Here is a 17471-nt window from a genome sequence, read left to right as displayed (position 1 = left end):
GTTGCGCGGCTTATAGCTTCAAGGGCGACCTTTGCAAAGCCGATCCTTGAAGCGCCGCGCCGTTTAGCCGGATTTTCCGCCAATTCGAGTGAGAAAAACGAATCTAACCGATTTAATTTTCGCACTCAAATCCCGTCAGAAGTTGCGAACCTAGATTCTTTCCCCGTTCTTGATCCGGTAGCTCGGCGAATACATCGTTACCAGTTCTTCGGATGCGGTCGGGTGGACGGCCATGGTGGCGTCGAAGTCGTCCTTGGTGCAGCCGGCCTTGAGGATGATGCCAAGAAGCTGGGCCATTTCGCCTGCCTCATGACCAAGGATATGGGCGCCGACGACCTTGCGATCCGCTGCATTGACGATGAGCTTCATGATCGTCTTTTCCGAGCGACCGGAAAGCGTTGCCTTCATTGGCCGGAACTGTGCGCGGTAGACTTCGATTTCCTCGAATTTGGCAGCGGCTTCCTCCTCGGAAATGCCGACGGTGCCAATTTCAGGCTGCGAGAACACCGCGGTCGCGATGAGGTGGTGATCAGGCTTGGTGGGGTTGTTCTTGAACTCGGTCTCAATAAAGCACATCGCTTCATGAATGGCGACCGGCGTCAGCTGTACCCGATCGGTGACATCACCGAGTGCGAAGATGCTGGGTACGTTGGTGCGGGAGTATTCGTCAACGATGATCGCGCCCCGATCATTGATGGCAACGCCCGCATTCTCCAAGCCAAGCCCTTGCGTGTTGGGATCGCGGCCAAGCGCCAGCATCACCTGCCCCACATTCAGGGAATGTCCCTGCTTGGTGTGCGCCACAAGTCCACCGGCTTCGTCTTCCTTCACCTCGTGGATCACATCTTCCAGGATGATGCGGATACCCTTTTCGACCATTGCCGCATGCAGACCCTGCCGCATGTCGTTGTCGAAGCGGGAAAGTATCTCCTTGCCGCGATAAATCAGCGTCGTCTCGACGCCGAGACCGTGGAAGATATTGGCGAATTCGACAGCGATATAACCACCGCCGGCAATCAAGATCGAACTTGGCAATTCCTGAAGGTCGAAGGCCTCATTGGAAGAAATTGTAAGCTCATGCCCAGGCAGTGACACGTGCGGATTCGGTGTGCCGCCCACGGCGATGACGATGCGTTCCGCCGTCACGGTTTTCCCCGTTTGCACGAGTTTGACGGTATGCGCATCGACAAGTTCGGCACGGCTGTTGAATATCTCTGCCTTGGCATTCTCCAGGCCCTTGCGATAAAGCCCCTCTAAACGCTCGATTTCCTTGTCCTTTGCAGCGACCAGCTTTTTCCAGTCGAAGCTGCTCTCGCCCACAGTCCAGCCGAAGCCGGCGGAGTCTTCGAAATGCTCGGGAAATTGCGAGGCACAGACGAACAGCTTCTTCGGCACACAGCCTCTGATGACGCAGGTTCCGCCATAGCGATATTCTTCCGCGATACCAACGCGCTTGCCGAGCGACGCGGCTACGCGGGCACTCCGGACGCCGCCGGAACCGCCGCCAATAACGAAGAGATCATAGTCATAGGATGTCATGGAAAAGCCTCTGAAAGAGATGGTGGCGCAGGCCATATCGTTGGGCATTCATATAGGTGTTGCCGCACACAAATGAAAAGCCCGGACTGTCATCCGGGCTTTGAAAAATTCTGACCTTGGGAAAAGTCTTACTGCTTTGGCTTGGCTGCAGGTGCAGCGCCTGCAGCAGCAGGTGCGCCGGGCGCGCCACCGACATTGGCGCTGTTGGCTGGCAGAGGCTGAAGATCAGCACCGGCAACCTTCTGAAGCTCGCTCATGCTCGATGTGTTCAGATCGCGGTTGATGCCCGCAGCCCAGATATCAGCAGCCTTCATCAGTTCGCGCGTTGCAATCGGACCATCCTTCAAGAGCTTCTTGCCGGTTTCACTACCGTAGAATGTCGAGATAGCCTTGAGTTCTTCCAGCGAGAAAGCTCGCGCATAGGTCAGGGCAGCTTCGCGCTCAAGGTCGGCACGGCGAGGCGCAAGCTCCAAAGCCTTCGCATCGACAGTCTCGGTGATTGCGTCCTGGACGTTTGGCGAGGCCTGGATGAGTTCAGCCTTCAGTCGCTCGGCAAGGCCCGGCAGGATGTTGTCAAAACGATCCGTGACGCCTAGAGCGGCGATAGCCTGCTTGGCAGCGGCAACATGCTCTTCGGAAATTTCCTGCGCCCGAACTGTGGTACCGAAGACGATACCGGAAATGAGGATCGAAGCAGCGGCAGCTTTGCCGAGTCCCGCAAGGTTGATCATGAAATCTCTCGCTCCTGTTATATTTTCGCCTGCATCACGCGCGCGCCATCCGGCCCGGCGATAATGGCAAGCGATGCCAGATTAATGAAAAGTCCGTGCTCGACAACACCCGGTATGGCGTTCAGCTCGCGTGCCAGTGCTTCTGCATCAGGAATACGGCCAAAAGATGCGTCGAGAATAAGGTGTCCGCCGTCGGTTTTAAAGGGTCCATCCTCCAGCGAACGCAATGTCATAACGCCGGAAAGGCCAAGCCTCGACGCCACTTTTTCAATTGCAATGCGGGTTGCGACCTGACCGAATATGTTGATCTCTATTGGTAGCGGAAACGCGCCCAGTGTGTCGACGACCTTGCTCTGATCTGCAATCACGATGACGCGTGTCGATGCTGCGGCAACGATCTTTTCGCGAAGCAGCGCGCCGCCGCCACCCTTCACCAGCCGCAAGGCGTGGTCGACCTCATCGGCACCGTCGATCGTGAGATCCAGTTCCGGAAGGTCATCGAGGGACTGGAGGGGCACGCCAAGTTCCACACAAAGACGAGCCGTCCGCTCGGATGTTGGAACGCCCTGAACCCGCAGCCCTGCCGATACTTTTTCCGCCAGAAGCCGGACGAATTCTTCTGCCGTAGACCCGGTACCAATTCCAAGACGCATTCCGTCTTCGACATGGGACAACGCCGCTTCTGCGGCCTTGATCTTCATTTGGCGGGCATCCATGCGGCTGCAAACTCCGGGTGTAACAACAACTCAATCCGCGTCGGGTCCACTCTCGGAGCCGGACGCTGGCGTGCTGTTTACACGGGTCGACTGCCAAACAAAAGCCCCCTCGGAATGCATGAGGTGACGATCCAAAGGTTTCATTGCAAATCTTCGTGTCAATGCTTAGCCTTGGAGAGACCTACCCTTCTCATTGTGAGGCATTCCTTGACTTCTCCCCTTGTTATATTCGACCTCGACGGAACATTGGTCGACACGGCACCCGATCTCATCGACAGTTTGAACTACGCCATTGCCGCTGCCGGGCTGGCACCCACAACCTATGATGACCTCAAGCATCTGGTTGGCCACGGCGCACGCGTCATGATCAAACGGGCATTCGCCCTGCGAAATACGCCGCTTTCGGATGACGATCTGGAGCCGCTCTATGAGCGCTTCATTGCCTATTACCTCGAGACCATGCCCGGTAACAGCAAGCCCTACCCCGGCATCGTTGCGGCGCTGGAGAGATTGACGGCTTCGGGCTACACACTCGCGGTCTGCACCAACAAGACAACGGTACTGGCACTGCCTCTTCTCGAAAAGCTTGGTCTTGCCCATCACTTTGCTGCTGTCACCTGTGGTGACACCTTCGAATGGCGCAAGCCTGATGCGCGTCACATCACCGGCACAATCGAGAAGGCTGGCGGCGATGCGGCAAAGAGCGTGATGGTAGGTGACAGTTTCAACGATATCGCATCCGCCAAAAATGCAGGCATCCCATCAGTCGGGGTCACCTTCGGTTATACGGATGTGCCGATGGCGGAGCTTGAACCATCTGTGGTGATCGATAGTTACGACGAACTGGACGCCGCGATGATCGAGCGGCTGATTTCGAAGCGGGTTGCTGCGGCTTGATACGGCGCAAACCTCTATTCCGTCATCCTAGGGCCTGTCCCTAGGATCTAACGAACCCCGACATTCAACGTGATTAGATTCTAGGGACAAGCCCTAGAATGACGTCGCGTAAAACCCAAAAAATACGCATAAAAAAGCCGCCTCGAAGGGCGGCTTTTTCAATTGCTGACACGCGTTTATTAACGCGAGTAGAATTCGACCACGAGGTGTGGTTCCATGACGACCGGGTATGGAACGTCAGACAGAGCTGGTACGCGAGCGAAGGTCGCAACCATCTTGTTGTGATCAACTTCGATGTAGTCAGGAACGTCACGCTCTGCGAGAGCAACAGCTTCCAGAACGGTTACGAGCTGCTTGGACTTCTGACGAACTTCGATAACGTCGCCAACCTTGCAGCGGTAAGAACCGATGTTGACGCGAACGCCGTTAACCGTGACGTGGCCATGGTTTACGAACTGGCGAGCAGCAAAAACGGTCGGTACGAACTTTGCGCGGTATACGATCGCGTCCAGACGGGACTCGAGCAGACCGATCAGGTTCTCGGACGTATCACCCTTGCGACGGTTTGCTTCGTCGTAGGTTGCGCGGAACTGCTTTTCGCGCAGTTCGCCATAGTAACCCTTGAGCTTCTGCTTGGCGCGCAGCTGCGTGCCAAAGTCGCTCATCTTGCCCTTGCGGCGCTGGCCGTGCTGGCCTGGGCCGTATTCGCGACGGTTTACCGGGGACTTAGGACGACCCCAGATGTTTTCGCCCATACGGCGGTCAATTTTATACTTGGACGATTCGCGCTTGCTCATCGTATTTCCTTTCAGAATGTTACACCGGTTTGTTGCCAAACCGGATCAAGGAAACACGCCCTCCTCTGAGGTCCGTTTAAGAACCTCTGACAGGTTTCTCACATTTGCGAATGGAGAAGCCACGGGACATGTCGGTGATGTTGACTACCGAACGTCAGTTTATAAACTGCAAGGCAGTCAACGAAACACACCGAGCATTGCTGCCCGGTGTTGATGCGGCTTCTAGGTCTGTGTCATCGAATTGTCAATGAGAAAAAAGTTTCCGACACCTCTTGAATCCGGCTTTCGCCACGTTATTTTTCAAGTGTGATCAGGACTCGGGCCCCTCTGGCGTATTCCGGACAATACGCGATGTCGAGTCTCTTAAGGTTGGGGCCACGTCTATGTCTGTCACACGTTCCCCATCCGTAAAGCCAACCTCGTCCGGAAAAAGGTTGACTGATGGACTATTTGCTCATCGATTTTTTAGGCACTCCCGCTTGGATGTGGGGCGTCTTCATTGCACTGGTTTTGGGACTTCTTGCCCTCGACCTTGGCGTCCTGCATAAAAACTCCAAGGAGATCGGCATCCGCGAAAGCATGTTGATGTCCGGTTTCTACATTGCCATCGGATTGGCCTTCGGTGGCTGGATCTGGTACCAGTCCGGCCAGCAGTCGGCGATGGAATACGTGACGGGCTTTGTCGTGGAAAAAAGCCTCGCGATGGACAACATTTTCATCATCGCGATGATTTTCTCCTACTTTGCCATTCCCCGCCAATACCAGCACCGTGTGCTGCTGTGGGGTATCCTCGGCGTTATCGTCCTGCGCGGCATCATGATTGCTGCTGGCGCTGCCATCGTTGAGAACTTCCACTGGGTTCTTTATATCTTCGCCGCGTTCCTTGTCTTTACCGGTCTCAAGATGCTGTTTTCGTCCGACCATGACGAAAACGATATCGGCAACAACAAGATTCTGAAGTTTCTGCGCAGTCACCTGCCGGTGACGAACACGCTGCACGGCGAGAAATTCCTCGTCAAGGAAGTCGATGCGAAAACCGGCAAGCTGAAGACCTTCGTAACGCCGCTGTTCCTTGCGCTGGTGATGGTCGAAATCGCCGACCTGATCTTCGCCGTCGACTCGATCCCTGCGATCTTCGCGATCACGACAGACCCGTTCATCGTCTATACGTCGAACATCTTCGCGATCCTTGGTCTGCGTGCGCTCTACTTTGCGCTGGCAGCTCTGATGCACCGCTTCGCTTACCTGAAATATGCTCTGGCTGCGGTTCTGGTTTTCGTCGGCTCCAAGATCTTCGTGGCTGATATGCTGGGCATCGCAAAGATCCCGCCTGCCCTCTCGCTGGGCATCACGGTTGCCATTCTGGTAACGGGTGTAGTCGGTTCGCTTCTGGCTACGCGTAAGGAAGCGAAAACGATCGAGTAATCCTACTCGGCCGCGAGCTTTGCATCATCCTCAGCCGCGTCCGCATCGCCGGGCGCGGTTTTTGCGTCGAGGTCCGGGAATGCAACAATGCGTTTGCCGGAAAAATCGGCATGGACAACGACGAGTTCTTTTTCCTCGAAATAGCTGAGAAGCCTGCGGGCGCGACGGGCGGAATGGGTGCCATAGGCGCGGGCGATGCGGGCGTCTGAAGGACACGGTTCTTCACCAAGTGCGGCCTTGACCAGAAGCAGAAAGACACCTTGGAGATCATCAGAAACGTTGGATGAAAGCTCAAGGGCCTTTTCCCAAGCCTCGGTCGATGCCATTTCGAGATCGACGCCGGATCGGGTGATGGCCACCTGACGACGGAACTCAGACAGTGCCATGGGCGTGCCGGGAATTCGGCGCATTCGGGCACGCACGAGAAATTCCTGATAGAGAACGGCATCCGTACGATAGGCCGACTGCGGATCGTCCATGATCTCGGCAAGCACGGCGGAAATCTTCTCGGCACGCTCCTCGGGCGACATATCCGCCTGGCTGCTGCGCTGAACCTGTTGCTGCGGCTCTGATCCGCCGATGGCCGGTGTGGAGCGCGAAAGCTCCGCCAGAATATCTGTCGTCGGACGGGGTGCGGGTGGCGTGCGGCGCACAGGCGCGCGTGTAAACTCTTCCGGGTCGGGCGTGAAAATAAGGTCCTCAACGTCCTGCGGCGAGTCGGGAAGCGGCATCAGTTTTGGTGAAGACGAACGGGCCGATGTTTCGACCGCACCAATGATGATCGGTAGCGGGCGGCGCGACAGCGCAGGTCCAAGCGCCACGAAATTGCCGCGCTGCAAATCGCGGAACATTTCCGCCTGGCGGCGATCCATCCCCAAGAGGTCCGCTGCGCGGGCCATGTCGATATCCAGAAAGGTACGGCCCATCAAAAAGTTGGAAGCTTCGGCAGCGACGTTCTTAGCAAGCTTAGCCAGACGCTGCGTGGCAATGACGCCTGCCAGGCCACGCTTTCGGCCACGGCACATGAGGTTGGTCATGGCGCCCAGAGACATCTTGCGTGCGTCTTCCGTCACCTCACCGGCCACCGATGGCGCGAACATCTGCGCCTCGTCCACCACGACCAGAACCGGATACCAGAACTCGCGGTCCGCATCGAACAGGCCGTTGAGGAAGGCGGCAGCTGCCCGCATCTGCTGCTCGATATCGAGACCTTCGAGCGTCAGGACGCAGGAAACGCGGTGCTGCCTGATGCGATTGGCAATCCCCGCCAACTCACCCTCGGTGCGTTCGCCATCAACGACCACGTGACCGAACTTGTCGGCCAATGTCACGAAATCGCCTTCCGGATCGATAATGACCTGCTGCACCCAAGGCGCGGATTGCTCCAGCAGCCTGCGGAGCAAATGCGATTTGCCAGACCCGGAATTGCCCTGCACCAACAAACGTGTGGCAAGCAATTCCTCAATATCGAGCTTGGCAGCTTGCCCGCCCGATAGGGTCCCCATGTCGATGCCGACCTGCAATTTAAAAATTCCCTGCAATGCGAATGGATGAGCTGCGATTCGTGGAAACCACCGCGAGCGCGCTCCTTACCAAAAAAATCAGCAAATGCCCCGCCGCGTCAACACAATGCACAAGGAATATGTGCAGCTTCACGATGGAACACGAAGCAGACTCAAGCGTCGGCCAAAAACGTTGAGCGCGAGCCCGGCCACCACCATCGCGCTTCCAATGACTTCCAGAAGCGTGATTTCTTCCGCAAAAGCGAAATATGCACCAAGGAAGCCAACGATCGGCACCAGCAATGAAAACGGTGCGACCGTTCCCGCAGGATAGCGCAGCAGAAGATAGCTCCAGATGCCAGCGCCAACAATGGTTGCGCCATATGCCATGTAGACCACGACCAGAACCGTCAAGCCATTCGCGTTCGCTATACCCGTGGCGATCGCTTGCGGACCTTCCAGCACCAGCGAAAGAACCAAAAGCGGCAAAACAGGCACGAGGCTGGTCCAAGCCACGAAGGATACCGCATTTACCCGGCCGACCTTGCGATTGACGATATTGCCGATTGCCCAGCTGAACGCTGCACCGACGCACATCAAAAGTGGCACCATGGCGGAAATGTTCAAGCGTTCCAGGCCGATTACAGCAAGGCCTCCGAAAGCGACGGAGGCTCCGGCAATATGTGATTTGAGAGGGATTTCACCCAGCAGCGTTACCGCCAGTGCCATGGTGAAAAATGCCTGGGACTGCATGACGAGCGAAGCCAGCCCTGCCGGCAGCCCCCATTTGATAGCCGTATAGAGCAGTCCAAACTGGGCGCAGCCCATGACCATTCCGTAAACCACCATGTGTTTCCATGGCACCTTTGGTCTGGGCAGAAAGAAGATGAGCGGCACGGCAGCGAAGAAATAGCGCAGAGCGGTCAAAAACAAAGGCGGCATATCCATGACGCCGACCTTGATGACCACGAAGTTGAAGCCCCACAAAAAGACCGTGATGAGGGCAAGGAATATGTGCGGCACTGCCATGTGTTTTTCCAATCGCGACCGCAAGGGGATTGCGGCATTCTTGACCGGCGGCGCGCTTGCGACCCGCAGTCAGCAAGACAACAGTCCATAAAGCGCAGCGTTGCGGGTGGCAAGCGCAAGAAAGCAAGTTCGAAAATAACGAATAAGCCGTCGGTGTTTTCGTCCGCGACTTCGACCGGATCAAAGAATGCAAGTTTTGGGGATCAGACTCATGGCGGATCTATGGCTCCAGCCTTACGTCCATGAGAATGAGGTCATGATAGATAGCCCCGACTTTCATGGCGCGCCGCTCAAGACCATATTGTTTGAACCCCGCTTTCCCATAGAGCCTTTGCGCCGAAACGTTCGATGCTGCGACCGCAAGGTATAGCTGTTCAACGCGATGGCGAGCTTCGTCCATCACGTGCCTGAGAAGTGCCGCACCAATACCCGTACCCTGCGCGTCCGGTACCACATACATGCCCCAGATCAAGCCTCGATGCCTGGTCTTTATGTCTTTGGAAACTCGCAGCCCAACAGTGCCCAAAAGCACATCTCGATCGCAAGCACGTGCACCAAAAACAAGACCGCCTTCCAGCCGCTCGGCAAACTCTGCAATCGATAAGCCGTCCTCTTCTTCAAAGGATGCGCCAAATGCTTCCGGGTGACGGGCAAGTCCGTCGAGCCGCAATGCGCGATAATCTTCGGCATCTGCGGATCCTAATTTCTGAATAGAAAACTGCATTTGGGACCCTTTTTTCGAACCTTGTCTTGGCGGCAAACTTCAAAGTACGACCACCATTCCCGCCGAGATGACCGGCGGGAATGGCGCTTTTTCAAAAGCGCGGCAACCAGAGTGGCAGCGGCGGCATTTTTGAAACGGGTTCCTTCACAGGAAGACCGATATCCTTCCGCATCCGATCGGACAGGTGCAACACATCCATCTGCACACGTTTCTTGCGCAAAGCCGCAAAAAATACAGCGCGCAGCGTACTTCGCAAACCAAACTGCTTGAGCAATTCGTCCACCGCCGCGGAAAGACTATTTACACGCACTAATTGATCATTGGACATAGGAATACCGTCCCGGCGCAACCAAGCGACAGGTCCTTTTGAAATTGGAAAAGATGTGCAGGACAGGATGGGGCACAGATGGCCCAAAACATCACACTACTGCGATACGATATGGTTAGATTTGCCTAAGGGCGGAAGAAAGGTCTTACTTAAGAGACCTTTATCGATGGGTAAGCGCCATAATTCCAGCGAGTGCCGGTAGCGTCCATCGAGCTGCGCCGCGGAGGCAAAGATGCATAAATGTGTTCATTCTAACGCCTCCTATGGTTTGAGTTGCAAGCACAAGATCTTTGCCACAGCCACCTGGAGATTTCAAGATGCGCAATCTCGAATTGCATTCACTTCATGATAATAGATGCAAATTTACAACATTCCGGGCGAGGCTTGACCGATCTTGAGCCCAAACCCCTGCATCAGCCGCCGCGTTGTGAAATCTGGCTGCCCTGAGGTGAAAACCGCGAAATCGAAACCTTCCGGGTGATCGACGCTCTCCATGGAGCCGATCTTGCGCTTTGCCTGTCGCGCTATGGCTTCCGCTGGATCGAGCCAGTCCACCGGCCATGGCGCGAGACGACGGAAGACATTGGCCATGAAGGGATAATGTGTGCAGGCCAGCACCACGATATCGGTGCGTCTGCCCTCTTCCTCGATGAAACAAGGCGAGATTTCCGCCAGAACCGCCTCGTCGGAAATCGTTTCGCCGCGAATCCATGCCTCGGCCATACGTGCAAGGTTCTCCGAACCCACAAGGCGCACATGACACTGCGAAGCAAAGGATTGAATGAGATCACGCGTATAAGCGCGCTTGACCGTGCCGGGCGTAGCGAGAACAGAAACGAGGCCGGAACGCGTCCGCTCTGCCGCCGGCTTGATCGCAGGCACCGTGCCGACAAATGTCATTTCGGGAAACCGGGCACGCAGAGCCGCGCCCGCAAGCGTAAATGCCGTATTGCAGGCGATAATGCAGACTTCCGGATTATAAGTTTCGAGCAGTCGGTCAAAAAGCGAGAGGATGCGGTCTTTCAGACCCGCCTCTTCCCATCCGCCATAGGGAAAGCCGGCGTCATCAGCGATATAGATAAAGCCGCGCTCTGGCATCAATACCCGCGCTTCCCGCAAAACAGTCAGCCCTCCAATGCCACTGTCAAACACCAGCACCGGCTTTTGGGTCAGGCTTGGGGAATCACCCGTTGTTTCCGTCATCGTCCGCATTGCTCCCCTCAGCATAAGGACCGTTGCTGCCACGCGGTGTCTGGCGGCCATATTTATCGAAGGTTCCGAAGACGCCGCGAAGAACACTGATTTCCTGCGAACTAAGCGCCCGACGAGACAGGACCGCCCGCAGATTTTCGATCATACGCTGCTTCTTGCCTTCCGGACGGAAATAACCGCGTGCGTCCAGCGCCTCTTCCAGCTGCTCGAACAGACCGTAAAGCTGCTCCTTCGTCGCCTGCTTCTGCTCGAGCGGCTCAAACAATGTCTGGCTCAAATCTTCCATGCCGGATTTCATCCACTCATAGGACATCAAAAGCACGGCCTGGGCGATGTTTAGCGAGGCAAAGGCTGGGTTGACCGGGAAAGTGACGATTTCGTCAGCCAGCGCCACTTCCTCATTGGTCAGGCCCCATCTTTCGCGACCAAAGAGAATGCCAGTCTTTTCACCGGACTTGAATTTGACGCGAAGGGTCTCTGCGGCGACGACGGGCGCGCGGACGGGTTTGAAACCGTACCGCTCTCGGGCTGTCGTCGCATAGGTAAATTGCAGGTCGGCGGTGGCTTCCTCGATCGTATCGAACACCCGCGTATTATCGATGACGTGATCGGCCTTGGATGCGGCGGAACGGGCCTTTTCATTCGGCCAGCCATCACGCGGATTGACCAGCCGAAGCTCGGCCAGACCGAAATTGGCCATGGCACGTGCCACCATACCGATGTTTTCACCCAGTTGCGGTTCGACCAGAATGATTGCCGGACCTTCTGCCAGAAGCTCCAGCTCGCTGTTTGTACCTGCCATCTTCGCCTTCCAATATTTCGGCGTCTCACTGGCACAGTTTTCGGGACAAATCAAAGGCAGCGATCCGCGAAAAGCGGCTTATTCGCCCTTGATGATGTTGGTCATCTCCTGGAGAAGGGAATCACGCCCCTCATCACCCACGCGGTGAATGTCGTTGATGACAGGCCGGCCATCTTCCTCGATCACATCGAAATTGACCTGATCAACCGTTGCCTTCATTTCGGCTTCGTCCATGCAGGCCCAAAGCTTGAACTTCACCGTCACATCCGTCACGCCATCCTTGGGTGCTGCGGGCGTTATTGTAACGTCCTGCAGTGGGCAGCCATCCTGCGAATTGGTAACGACGTCATAGCCAAAGGGGTCGCCCTTGTCGCCACTCTCTACGTCCGACGCCGGCTTCTTCGAAGCTTCGCGGTACTGCGCCACGAACCCCTTGCTAAACAGCGTCGTAAGCAGGTCCTCGTCAAAGATGTATTTCCAGTCATCCGCTTCGCCAGACCAGTTCTTGACGGTGATATCCATCACCTTTTTGACGGGCTCCGCCGGGTCTGCGGCAAATGCGGTGGTGGCAATGAGGATGGCGGCGGTGGCGAGCAGAAATTTCCGCATGATGGTGTCCTGGTAGAAGGCTTACCCAACGTAAGCGATTCGCCAGACTGTAATTCTCCAATGGCTTTTGGCAACGTGTTTCAGCGTGCATCGGAACCAAAAAAGCACGTGCATGGCTTTGCCTTCTACGCACACGATGCTATAGCGCCACGGGATATTTTTTGCATATCGCGCCCTCCCGGCGCAATCGTTCTCGAAGGTGAGGAATTCATGACAAAGATTAAGGTAGCCAATCCGGTCGTCGATCTCGACGGCGACGAAATGACCCGTATCATCTGGCAGCTCATCAAGGACAAGCTGATCCTGCCTTACCTCGATCTCGATATCGAATATTACGATCTTTCCGTTGAAAACCGCGATGCTACCAACGACCAGGTAACGGTCGATGCGGCAAACGCCATCAAGAAGCACGGCGTTGGCATCAAGTGCGCAACGATCACGCCTGATGAAGACCGCGTCAAGGAATTCAACCTCAAGCAGATGTGGAAGAGCCCGAACGGCACGATCCGCAATATTCTTGGCGGCGTTATTTTCCGCGAGCCCATCATCTGCAAAAACGTACCACGTCTCGTTCCCGGCTGGACCAAGCCCATTGTTGTCGGCCGTCACGCATTTGGCGACCAGTACAAGGCAACCGATTTCAAGTTCCCAGGCAAGGGCAAGCTGACGATCAAGTTCGTTGGTGAAGACGGCCAGGTGATCGAGAAGGACGTCTACGACGCTCCCGGCGCTGGCGTGGCATTGGCCATGTACAACTTGGATGAGTCGATCCGCGAATTCGCACGCGCCTCCATGAACTACGGTCTGATGCGCAAGTGGCCTGTCTACCTGTCCACGAAGAACACGATCCTCAAGGCTTATGACGGTCGCTTCAAGGACATCTTCGAAGAAGTCTATCAGACCGAATTCAAGGCGAAGTTCGACGAACTCGGCATCACCTATGAGCACCGCCTGATCGATGACATGGTCGCCTCCGCTCTGAAGTGGTCTGGCGGTTACATCTGGGCCTGCAAAAACTATGACGGCGACGTTCAGTCTGACACCGTCGCCCAGGGCTTCGGTTCGCTCGGCCTGATGACCTCCGTTCTGCTGTCGCCAGACGGTCGCACGGTTGAGGCTGAAGCTGCTCACGGTACGGTTACACGTCACTACCGTCAGCACCAGAAGGGCCAGGAAACCTCGACCAACTCCATCGCGTCGATCTTCGCCTGGACCCGTGGTCTCGCACACCGCGCCAAGCTGGACGACAATGCCGAGCTCGCAAAGTTTGCGGAAACGCTTGAGAAGGTTTGCGTCGACACGGTCGAAGCTGGCTTCATGACCAAGGATCTCGCACTGCTCATCGGCCCTGATCAGCCATGGCTTTCCACCACGGCATTCCTCGACAAGATCGACGAAAACCTGAAGAAGGCAATGGCCGCCTGATTGGCGCGCCATATGGAAAGAAACAGAAACCCGGCCACTGCGCCGGGTTTTTCTTTGCCAAAAGCGATGTCTTGAATACGTCGCAGGTCGGGCGCAATATTCGTGCATGGACGCACGCAGTGGCGTTTGACGTTCCGGATGGAGCAAGGAGCAGCATCATGAGCGAATTGACTTTCTACACCAACCCGATGTCACGAGGTCGCATCATTCGATGGATGCTGGAGGAAGTTGGTGTGCCCTACACCACCGAAATCCTCGGCTTCGGCGAGCAGATGAAAACAAGCGCTTACCGGGCGATCAACCCCATGGGCAAGGTCCCGGCCATCAAACACGGCGACACCGTCGTCACCGAATGCGCAGCCATTTGCGCCTATCTGGCTGATGCCTTTCCAGGAGCAGATCTTGCGCCACCACTGAAACACCGTGGCCTGTATTACCGCTGGCTATTTTTCGCGGCTGGCCCGCTGGAAATGGCTGTAACCATGAAGGCCATGGGATTTGAAATTTCGCTGGAGAAGTCGCGGATGGCCGGTTGCGGCGCATATGCTGACGTAATGAAAACGCTGGAACATGCCTTCAGCGAGAACCCATACGTTGCTGGCGAACACTTCACCGCTGCCGACGTCTATGTTGCCTCACATATCAGTTGGGGCCTGCAATTCGGCACGATAGAGAAACGCCAGCATTTTGTGGATTATCTCGGAAAGATGAGCGAGCGCCCGGCCTACAAGCGCGCACATCAGATTGACGAAGAGGCGACGAAAAAATTGCAGGCGGCTAGCTGATCAGATGCGGCCGACAGGCCCGAATGCTCGCTAACGCGCCTCGGCCGTCTGCCAACTTGATTTCTCGCCCCAGAGGTGCGTGACCGCCGACCTCGAACTGTGACGCTTCCGGAGTAAGCCGGCGTAACGCTATCTAGCGCCATATATGACAAGGGCGGGTCTTGACCCGCCCTTTCTTCAAATACTCAAGCAGCGAGTGAAGCGGCCACGGCCTCGATGGCCTCATCCGCCTTTGCGCCGTCGGGGCCACCGGCCTGCGCCATATCCGGACGGCCACCACCGCCCTTGCCGCCGAGAGCAGCGGAAGCCGTGCGCACCAGATCAACCGCGCTGAAACGTGAGGTCAGGTCCTCGGTAACGGCGGCAACTGCGCTTGCCTTACCATCTTCAGAAACCGCAATCAGCAGAACAACGCCTGAACCAAGCCCGCTTTTAGCTTCATCGGCAAGGCTTTTCAGGTCCTTGGCGTCAATGCCGGAGAGCGACTTGGCGAGGAACTTCACGCCGCCAATCTCTTTGACATCGCCGGCAGATCCTTCGGAAGAACCACCGCCCATGGCAAGCTTGCGGCGGGCATCGGCGAGTTCGCGTTCGAGCTTCTTGCGCTCATCCAGCAGGCCCTCGACCCGGCCAAGCACTTCCGATGGCTGAACCCTGAGCGACGACGCAAGTGCCTTGACCCGCTCATCCTGCTCGGCCAGATAGGCGAGAGCACCTGCCCCCGTCACAGCCTCAACACGACGAACGCCAGCGCCAACAGCGCTTTCGCCGAGAACGCGAACAAGGCCGATCTGGCCCGTTGCAGAGACATGAGTGCCGCCGCAAAGCTCTACCGAGTACGGCCGATTGGCCTTTGCACCGTGAATGCCGGTGCCCATGGACACAACGCGAACCTCATCGCCGTATTTCTCGCCGAACAGCGCCATCGCACCTTCGGCAATCGCATCGTCGACGCTCATCAGGCGGGTGACAACGGGCGAATTCTGGAGAATGATTTCATTCGCCATATCCTCAACGATCTTCAACTCCTCAGCCGACATGGGTTTGGGATGAGACACGTCAAAGCGCAGGCGTTCTGGCGCTACCAGCGAGCCCTTCTGGGCGACATGGGTGCCCAGGACTTCGCGCAGCGCCTCATGGAGAAGGTGCGTTGCGGAGTGATTGGCGCGCAGACGCGAGCGGCGATCGTGATCTACGGTCAGTTCCACTTCATCGCCCACCTTGATGCCGCCCTTTGCGACGGTGCCAATGTGGACAAAAATACCTTCGCCCTTTTTGTGCGTATCGCTGACGGTGAAAGCGCCTCCGTCCGACGAGATGACACCGGTGTCGCCCATTTGGCCACCGGATTCACCATAGAATGGCGTCTGATTGACGACGATCTGAACGCTCTCGCCCTCGGACGCTGCATCGACAGACTTGCCGTCCTTGACGATTGCCTGCACGACGCCTTCTGCCGTTTCCGTGTCGTAGCCCAGAAACTCGGTTGCGCCGTGCTTTTCCTTGAGTTCAAACCACACGGTTTCGGTTGCCTTGTCGCCGGAACCGGCCCAATGGGACCGGGCTTCGGCCTTCTGGCGCTGCATTGCGTCGGTAAAGCCCGACACATCGACACCGATCTCGCGAGCGCGCAAGGCATCCTGCGTCAGATCGAGCGGGAAGCCGTAAGTGTCGTAGAGCTTGAATGCCGTTTCTCCGTCGAGCATATCACCCTTGTGCAGCGACGACGTTGCGTCCGACAACAGGGACAGGCCACGCTCAAGCGTCTTGCGGAAGCGGGTTTCTTCCAACTTGAGCGTCTCGGAGATCAACGGCTCTGCGCGGACAAGTTCCGGATAGGCGCGGCCCATCTGCTGGACAAGCGTCGGCAAGAGTTTCCAGATCAGCGGCTCACGCGAGCCGAGCAATTCGGCATGGCGCATGGCGCGGCGCATGATGCGGCGCAGGACGTAACCGCGCCCTTCATTCGATGGCAGCACACCGTCGGCAATCAGAAACGCCGAAGAGCGAAGGTGATCTGCGATCACGCGGTGGCTCGCGCGCTTGTCACCTTCGGCCGGAACGCCAGTCGCTTCCACCGAGGCAGAAATCAGCGCGCGGAAAAGGTCCGTATCGTAGTTATCGTGCTTGCCCTGCAACAGCGCTGAAATACGCTCAAGTCCCATGCCGGTATCGATGGATGGACGCGGAAGATTGATCCGCTCCTCCTTCGTCACTTGCTCATACTGCATGAAGACGAGGTTCCAGATTTCGATGAAGCGGTCGCCATCCTCATCTGCGGAACCCGGAGGCCCGCCCCAGATATGATCGCCATGGTCATAGAAGATTTCAGAACAGGGACCGCATGGACCTGTATCGCCCATGGCCCAGAAATTGTCGCTCGTGGGGATGCGGATGATGCGATCATCAGAGAAGCCAGCAATCTTCTTCCAGAGATCGAAAGCCTCATCGTCGGTATGATACACCGTGACCAGCAGCCGGTTCTTGTCGATCCCGAATTCCTTGGTGATCAGGTTCCAGGCATGGGTGATGGCTTCTTCCTTGAAGTAATCCCCAAAAGAGAAGTTGCCCAGCATTTCAAAGAATGTGTGGTGGCGGGCGGTGTAGCCGACATTATCAAGGTCATTGTGCTTGCCACCGGCGCGGACACACTTCTGCGATGACGCAGCCGTGGAATATGGGCGGCTTTCCAATCCGGTAAAGACGTTCTTGAACTGCACCATACCCGCATTGGTGAACATCAATGTCGGGTCGTTACGCGGCACCAGAGGGCTGGATGGCACGATTTCGTGGCCGTTCTTCTTGAAGTAGTCGAGGAAGGTCGACCGGATTTCATTTACACCGCTCATACGAAGTCCTTCATTGCCGCGCATTCACCCGGCCATAGCATGAAAATCAATGGCTTTTATCGCTCGCGTCATTGCCTGTCCAGCCAAAGAGGATGACGTTC

Annotated in this window: 16 protein-coding genes; 4 read left to right on the top strand and 12 right to left on the bottom strand. The window is 56.4% G+C overall.

Annotated elements, in window-relative coordinates; all coding sequences use genetic code 11:
• Positions 1-150 precede the first annotated feature (150 nt).
• The 3 genes from gor to rpiA form a co-directional block, all read right to left on the bottom strand.
• A complete protein-coding gene (gene gor / locus QRN85_RS11735; RefSeq protein ID WP_284758157.1) occupies positions 151-1539 on the bottom strand; it encodes a glutathione-disulfide reductase in 1389 nt (462 codons plus the stop codon).
• 128 nt (positions 1540-1667) lie between these two features.
• Complete coding sequence (locus tag QRN85_RS11730) at positions 1668-2270, bottom strand: DUF2059 domain-containing protein (protein ID WP_062589830.1); 603 nt, start codon at positions 2268-2270, stop codon at positions 1668-1670.
• A gap of 17 nt (positions 2271-2287) precedes the next feature.
• The gene (gene rpiA, locus QRN85_RS11725) at positions 2288-2986 is read right to left on the bottom strand and encodes a ribose-5-phosphate isomerase RpiA (RefSeq protein ID WP_284758154.1); all 699 of its coding nucleotides are present in this window, start codon (positions 2984-2986) and stop codon (positions 2288-2290) included.
• Positions 2987-3193: 207 nt separating this feature from the next.
• Between rpiA and gph the strand changes: the two genes are divergently transcribed.
• Positions 3194-3883, top strand: coding sequence for a phosphoglycolate phosphatase (gph, locus tag QRN85_RS11720; RefSeq protein ID WP_284758152.1), 690 nt, complete (start codon positions 3194-3196; stop codon positions 3881-3883).
• 179 nt (positions 3884-4062) lie between these two features.
• Here gph and rpsD read toward each other — a convergent pair whose 3' ends face one another.
• A complete protein-coding gene (gene rpsD, locus QRN85_RS11715) occupies positions 4063-4680 on the bottom strand; it encodes a 30S ribosomal protein S4 (RefSeq protein ID WP_062589833.1) in 618 nt (205 codons plus the stop codon).
• 441 nt (positions 4681-5121) lie between these two features.
• On the opposite strand from rpsD, the gene QRN85_RS11710 reads away from it, so the two are divergent.
• Positions 5122-6105 (top strand): TerC family protein, encoded by a 984-nt coding sequence (locus QRN85_RS11710; RefSeq protein WP_284758150.1) that lies wholly within the window; start codon positions 5122-5124, stop codon positions 6103-6105.
• Positions 6106-6107: 2 nt separating this feature from the next.
• On the opposite strand, the gene QRN85_RS11705 is transcribed toward QRN85_RS11710, so the two are convergent.
• The 7 genes from QRN85_RS11705 to QRN85_RS11675 form a co-directional block, all read right to left on the bottom strand.
• Positions 6108-7628, bottom strand: a complete 1521-nt coding sequence (locus tag QRN85_RS11705) for a helicase HerA domain-containing protein (protein ID WP_062589835.1) — start codon at positions 7626-7628, stop codon at positions 6108-6110.
• Between the two features lie 129 nt (positions 7629-7757).
• Positions 7758-8636 (bottom strand): EamA family transporter, encoded by an 879-nt coding sequence (locus QRN85_RS11700; protein ID WP_284758149.1) that lies wholly within the window; start codon positions 8634-8636, stop codon positions 7758-7760.
• A 220-nt stretch (positions 8637-8856) separates the two neighbouring features.
• Complete coding sequence (locus QRN85_RS11695) at positions 8857-9360, bottom strand: GNAT family N-acetyltransferase (RefSeq protein WP_113219585.1); 504 nt, start codon at positions 9358-9360, stop codon at positions 8857-8859.
• A gap of 91 nt (positions 9361-9451) precedes the next feature.
• Positions 9452-9688, bottom strand: a complete 237-nt coding sequence (locus QRN85_RS11690; protein WP_112963442.1) for a DUF1127 domain-containing protein — start codon at positions 9686-9688, stop codon at positions 9452-9454.
• Between the two features lie 363 nt (positions 9689-10051).
• Positions 10052-10891, bottom strand: coding sequence for a glutamate racemase (gene murI / locus QRN85_RS11685; protein ID WP_284758145.1), 840 nt, complete (start codon positions 10889-10891; stop codon positions 10052-10054).
• Positions 10872-11702: an RNA methyltransferase gene (locus tag QRN85_RS11680; protein ID WP_062589840.1), complete on the bottom strand. Its 831-nt coding sequence runs from the start codon at positions 11700-11702 to the stop codon at positions 10872-10874. Before QRN85_RS11680 ends, murI begins: the two co-directional genes overlap by 20 nt.
• A gap of 78 nt (positions 11703-11780) precedes the next feature.
• Positions 11781-12311 (bottom strand): hypothetical protein, encoded by a 531-nt coding sequence (locus QRN85_RS11675; protein ID WP_284758143.1) that lies wholly within the window; start codon positions 12309-12311, stop codon positions 11781-11783.
• 210 nt (positions 12312-12521) lie between these two features.
• Between QRN85_RS11675 and QRN85_RS11670 the strand changes: the two genes are divergently transcribed.
• Complete coding sequence (locus tag QRN85_RS11670) at positions 12522-13736, top strand: NADP-dependent isocitrate dehydrogenase (protein WP_062589926.1); 1215 nt, start codon at positions 12522-12524, stop codon at positions 13734-13736.
• 155 nt (positions 13737-13891) lie between these two features.
• Complete coding sequence (locus tag QRN85_RS11665) at positions 13892-14521, top strand: glutathione S-transferase family protein (RefSeq protein ID WP_284758850.1); 630 nt, start codon at positions 13892-13894, stop codon at positions 14519-14521.
• A 185-nt stretch (positions 14522-14706) separates the two neighbouring features.
• Here QRN85_RS11665 and alaS read toward each other — a convergent pair whose 3' ends face one another.
• Positions 14707-17370, bottom strand: coding sequence for an alanine--tRNA ligase (gene alaS, locus QRN85_RS11660; protein WP_062589843.1), 2664 nt, complete (start codon positions 17368-17370; stop codon positions 14707-14709).
• Positions 17371-17471: the final 101 nt, after the last annotated feature.

It is taken from the genome of Agrobacterium sp. fls2-241-TYG-188a (genome assembly GCF_030209845.1).
The sequence above is the reverse complement of the archived record's forward strand: the minus strand, read 5'-3'. Positions and strand labels throughout refer to the sequence as shown.

Excerpts from the sequence above, each read along its gene's own strand:
- gor (WP_284758157.1), bottom strand. The coding sequence starts at position 1,539 with ATGACATCCTATGACTATGATCTCTTCGTTATTGGCGGCGGTTCCGGC.
- rpsD (WP_062589833.1), bottom strand. The coding sequence starts at position 4,680 with ATGAGCAAGCGCGAATCGTCCAAGTATAAAATTGACCGCCGTATGGGC.
- QRN85_RS11700 (WP_284758149.1), bottom strand. The coding sequence starts at position 8,636 with ATGGCAGTGCCGCACATATTCCTTGCCCTCATCACGGTCTTTTTGTGG.
- rpiA (WP_284758154.1), bottom strand. The coding sequence starts at position 2,986 with ATGGATGCCCGCCAAATGAAGATCAAGGCCGCAGAAGCGGCGTTGTCC.
- QRN85_RS11710 (WP_284758150.1), top strand. The coding sequence starts at position 5,122 with ATGGACTATTTGCTCATCGATTTTTTAGGCACTCCCGCTTGGATGTGG.
- murI (WP_284758145.1), bottom strand. The coding sequence starts at position 10,891 with ATGACGGAAACAACGGGTGATTCCCCAAGCCTGACCCAAAAGCCGGTG.
- QRN85_RS11690 (WP_112963442.1), bottom strand. The coding sequence starts at position 9,688 with ATGTCCAATGATCAATTAGTGCGTGTAAATAGTCTTTCCGCGGCGGTG.
- QRN85_RS11695 (WP_113219585.1), bottom strand. The coding sequence starts at position 9,360 with ATGCAGTTTTCTATTCAGAAATTAGGATCCGCAGATGCCGAAGATTAT.
- QRN85_RS11670 (WP_062589926.1), top strand. The coding sequence starts at position 12,522 with ATGACAAAGATTAAGGTAGCCAATCCGGTCGTCGATCTCGACGGCGAC.
- QRN85_RS11680 (WP_062589840.1), bottom strand. The coding sequence starts at position 11,702 with ATGGCAGGTACAAACAGCGAGCTGGAGCTTCTGGCAGAAGGTCCGGCA.
- QRN85_RS11730 (WP_062589830.1), bottom strand. The coding sequence starts at position 2,270 with ATGATCAACCTTGCGGGACTCGGCAAAGCTGCCGCTGCTTCGATCCTC.
- QRN85_RS11675 (WP_284758143.1), bottom strand. The coding sequence starts at position 12,311 with ATGCGGAAATTTCTGCTCGCCACCGCCGCCATCCTCATTGCCACCACC.
- alaS (WP_062589843.1), bottom strand. The coding sequence starts at position 17,370 with ATGAGCGGTGTAAATGAAATCCGGTCGACCTTCCTCGACTACTTCAAG.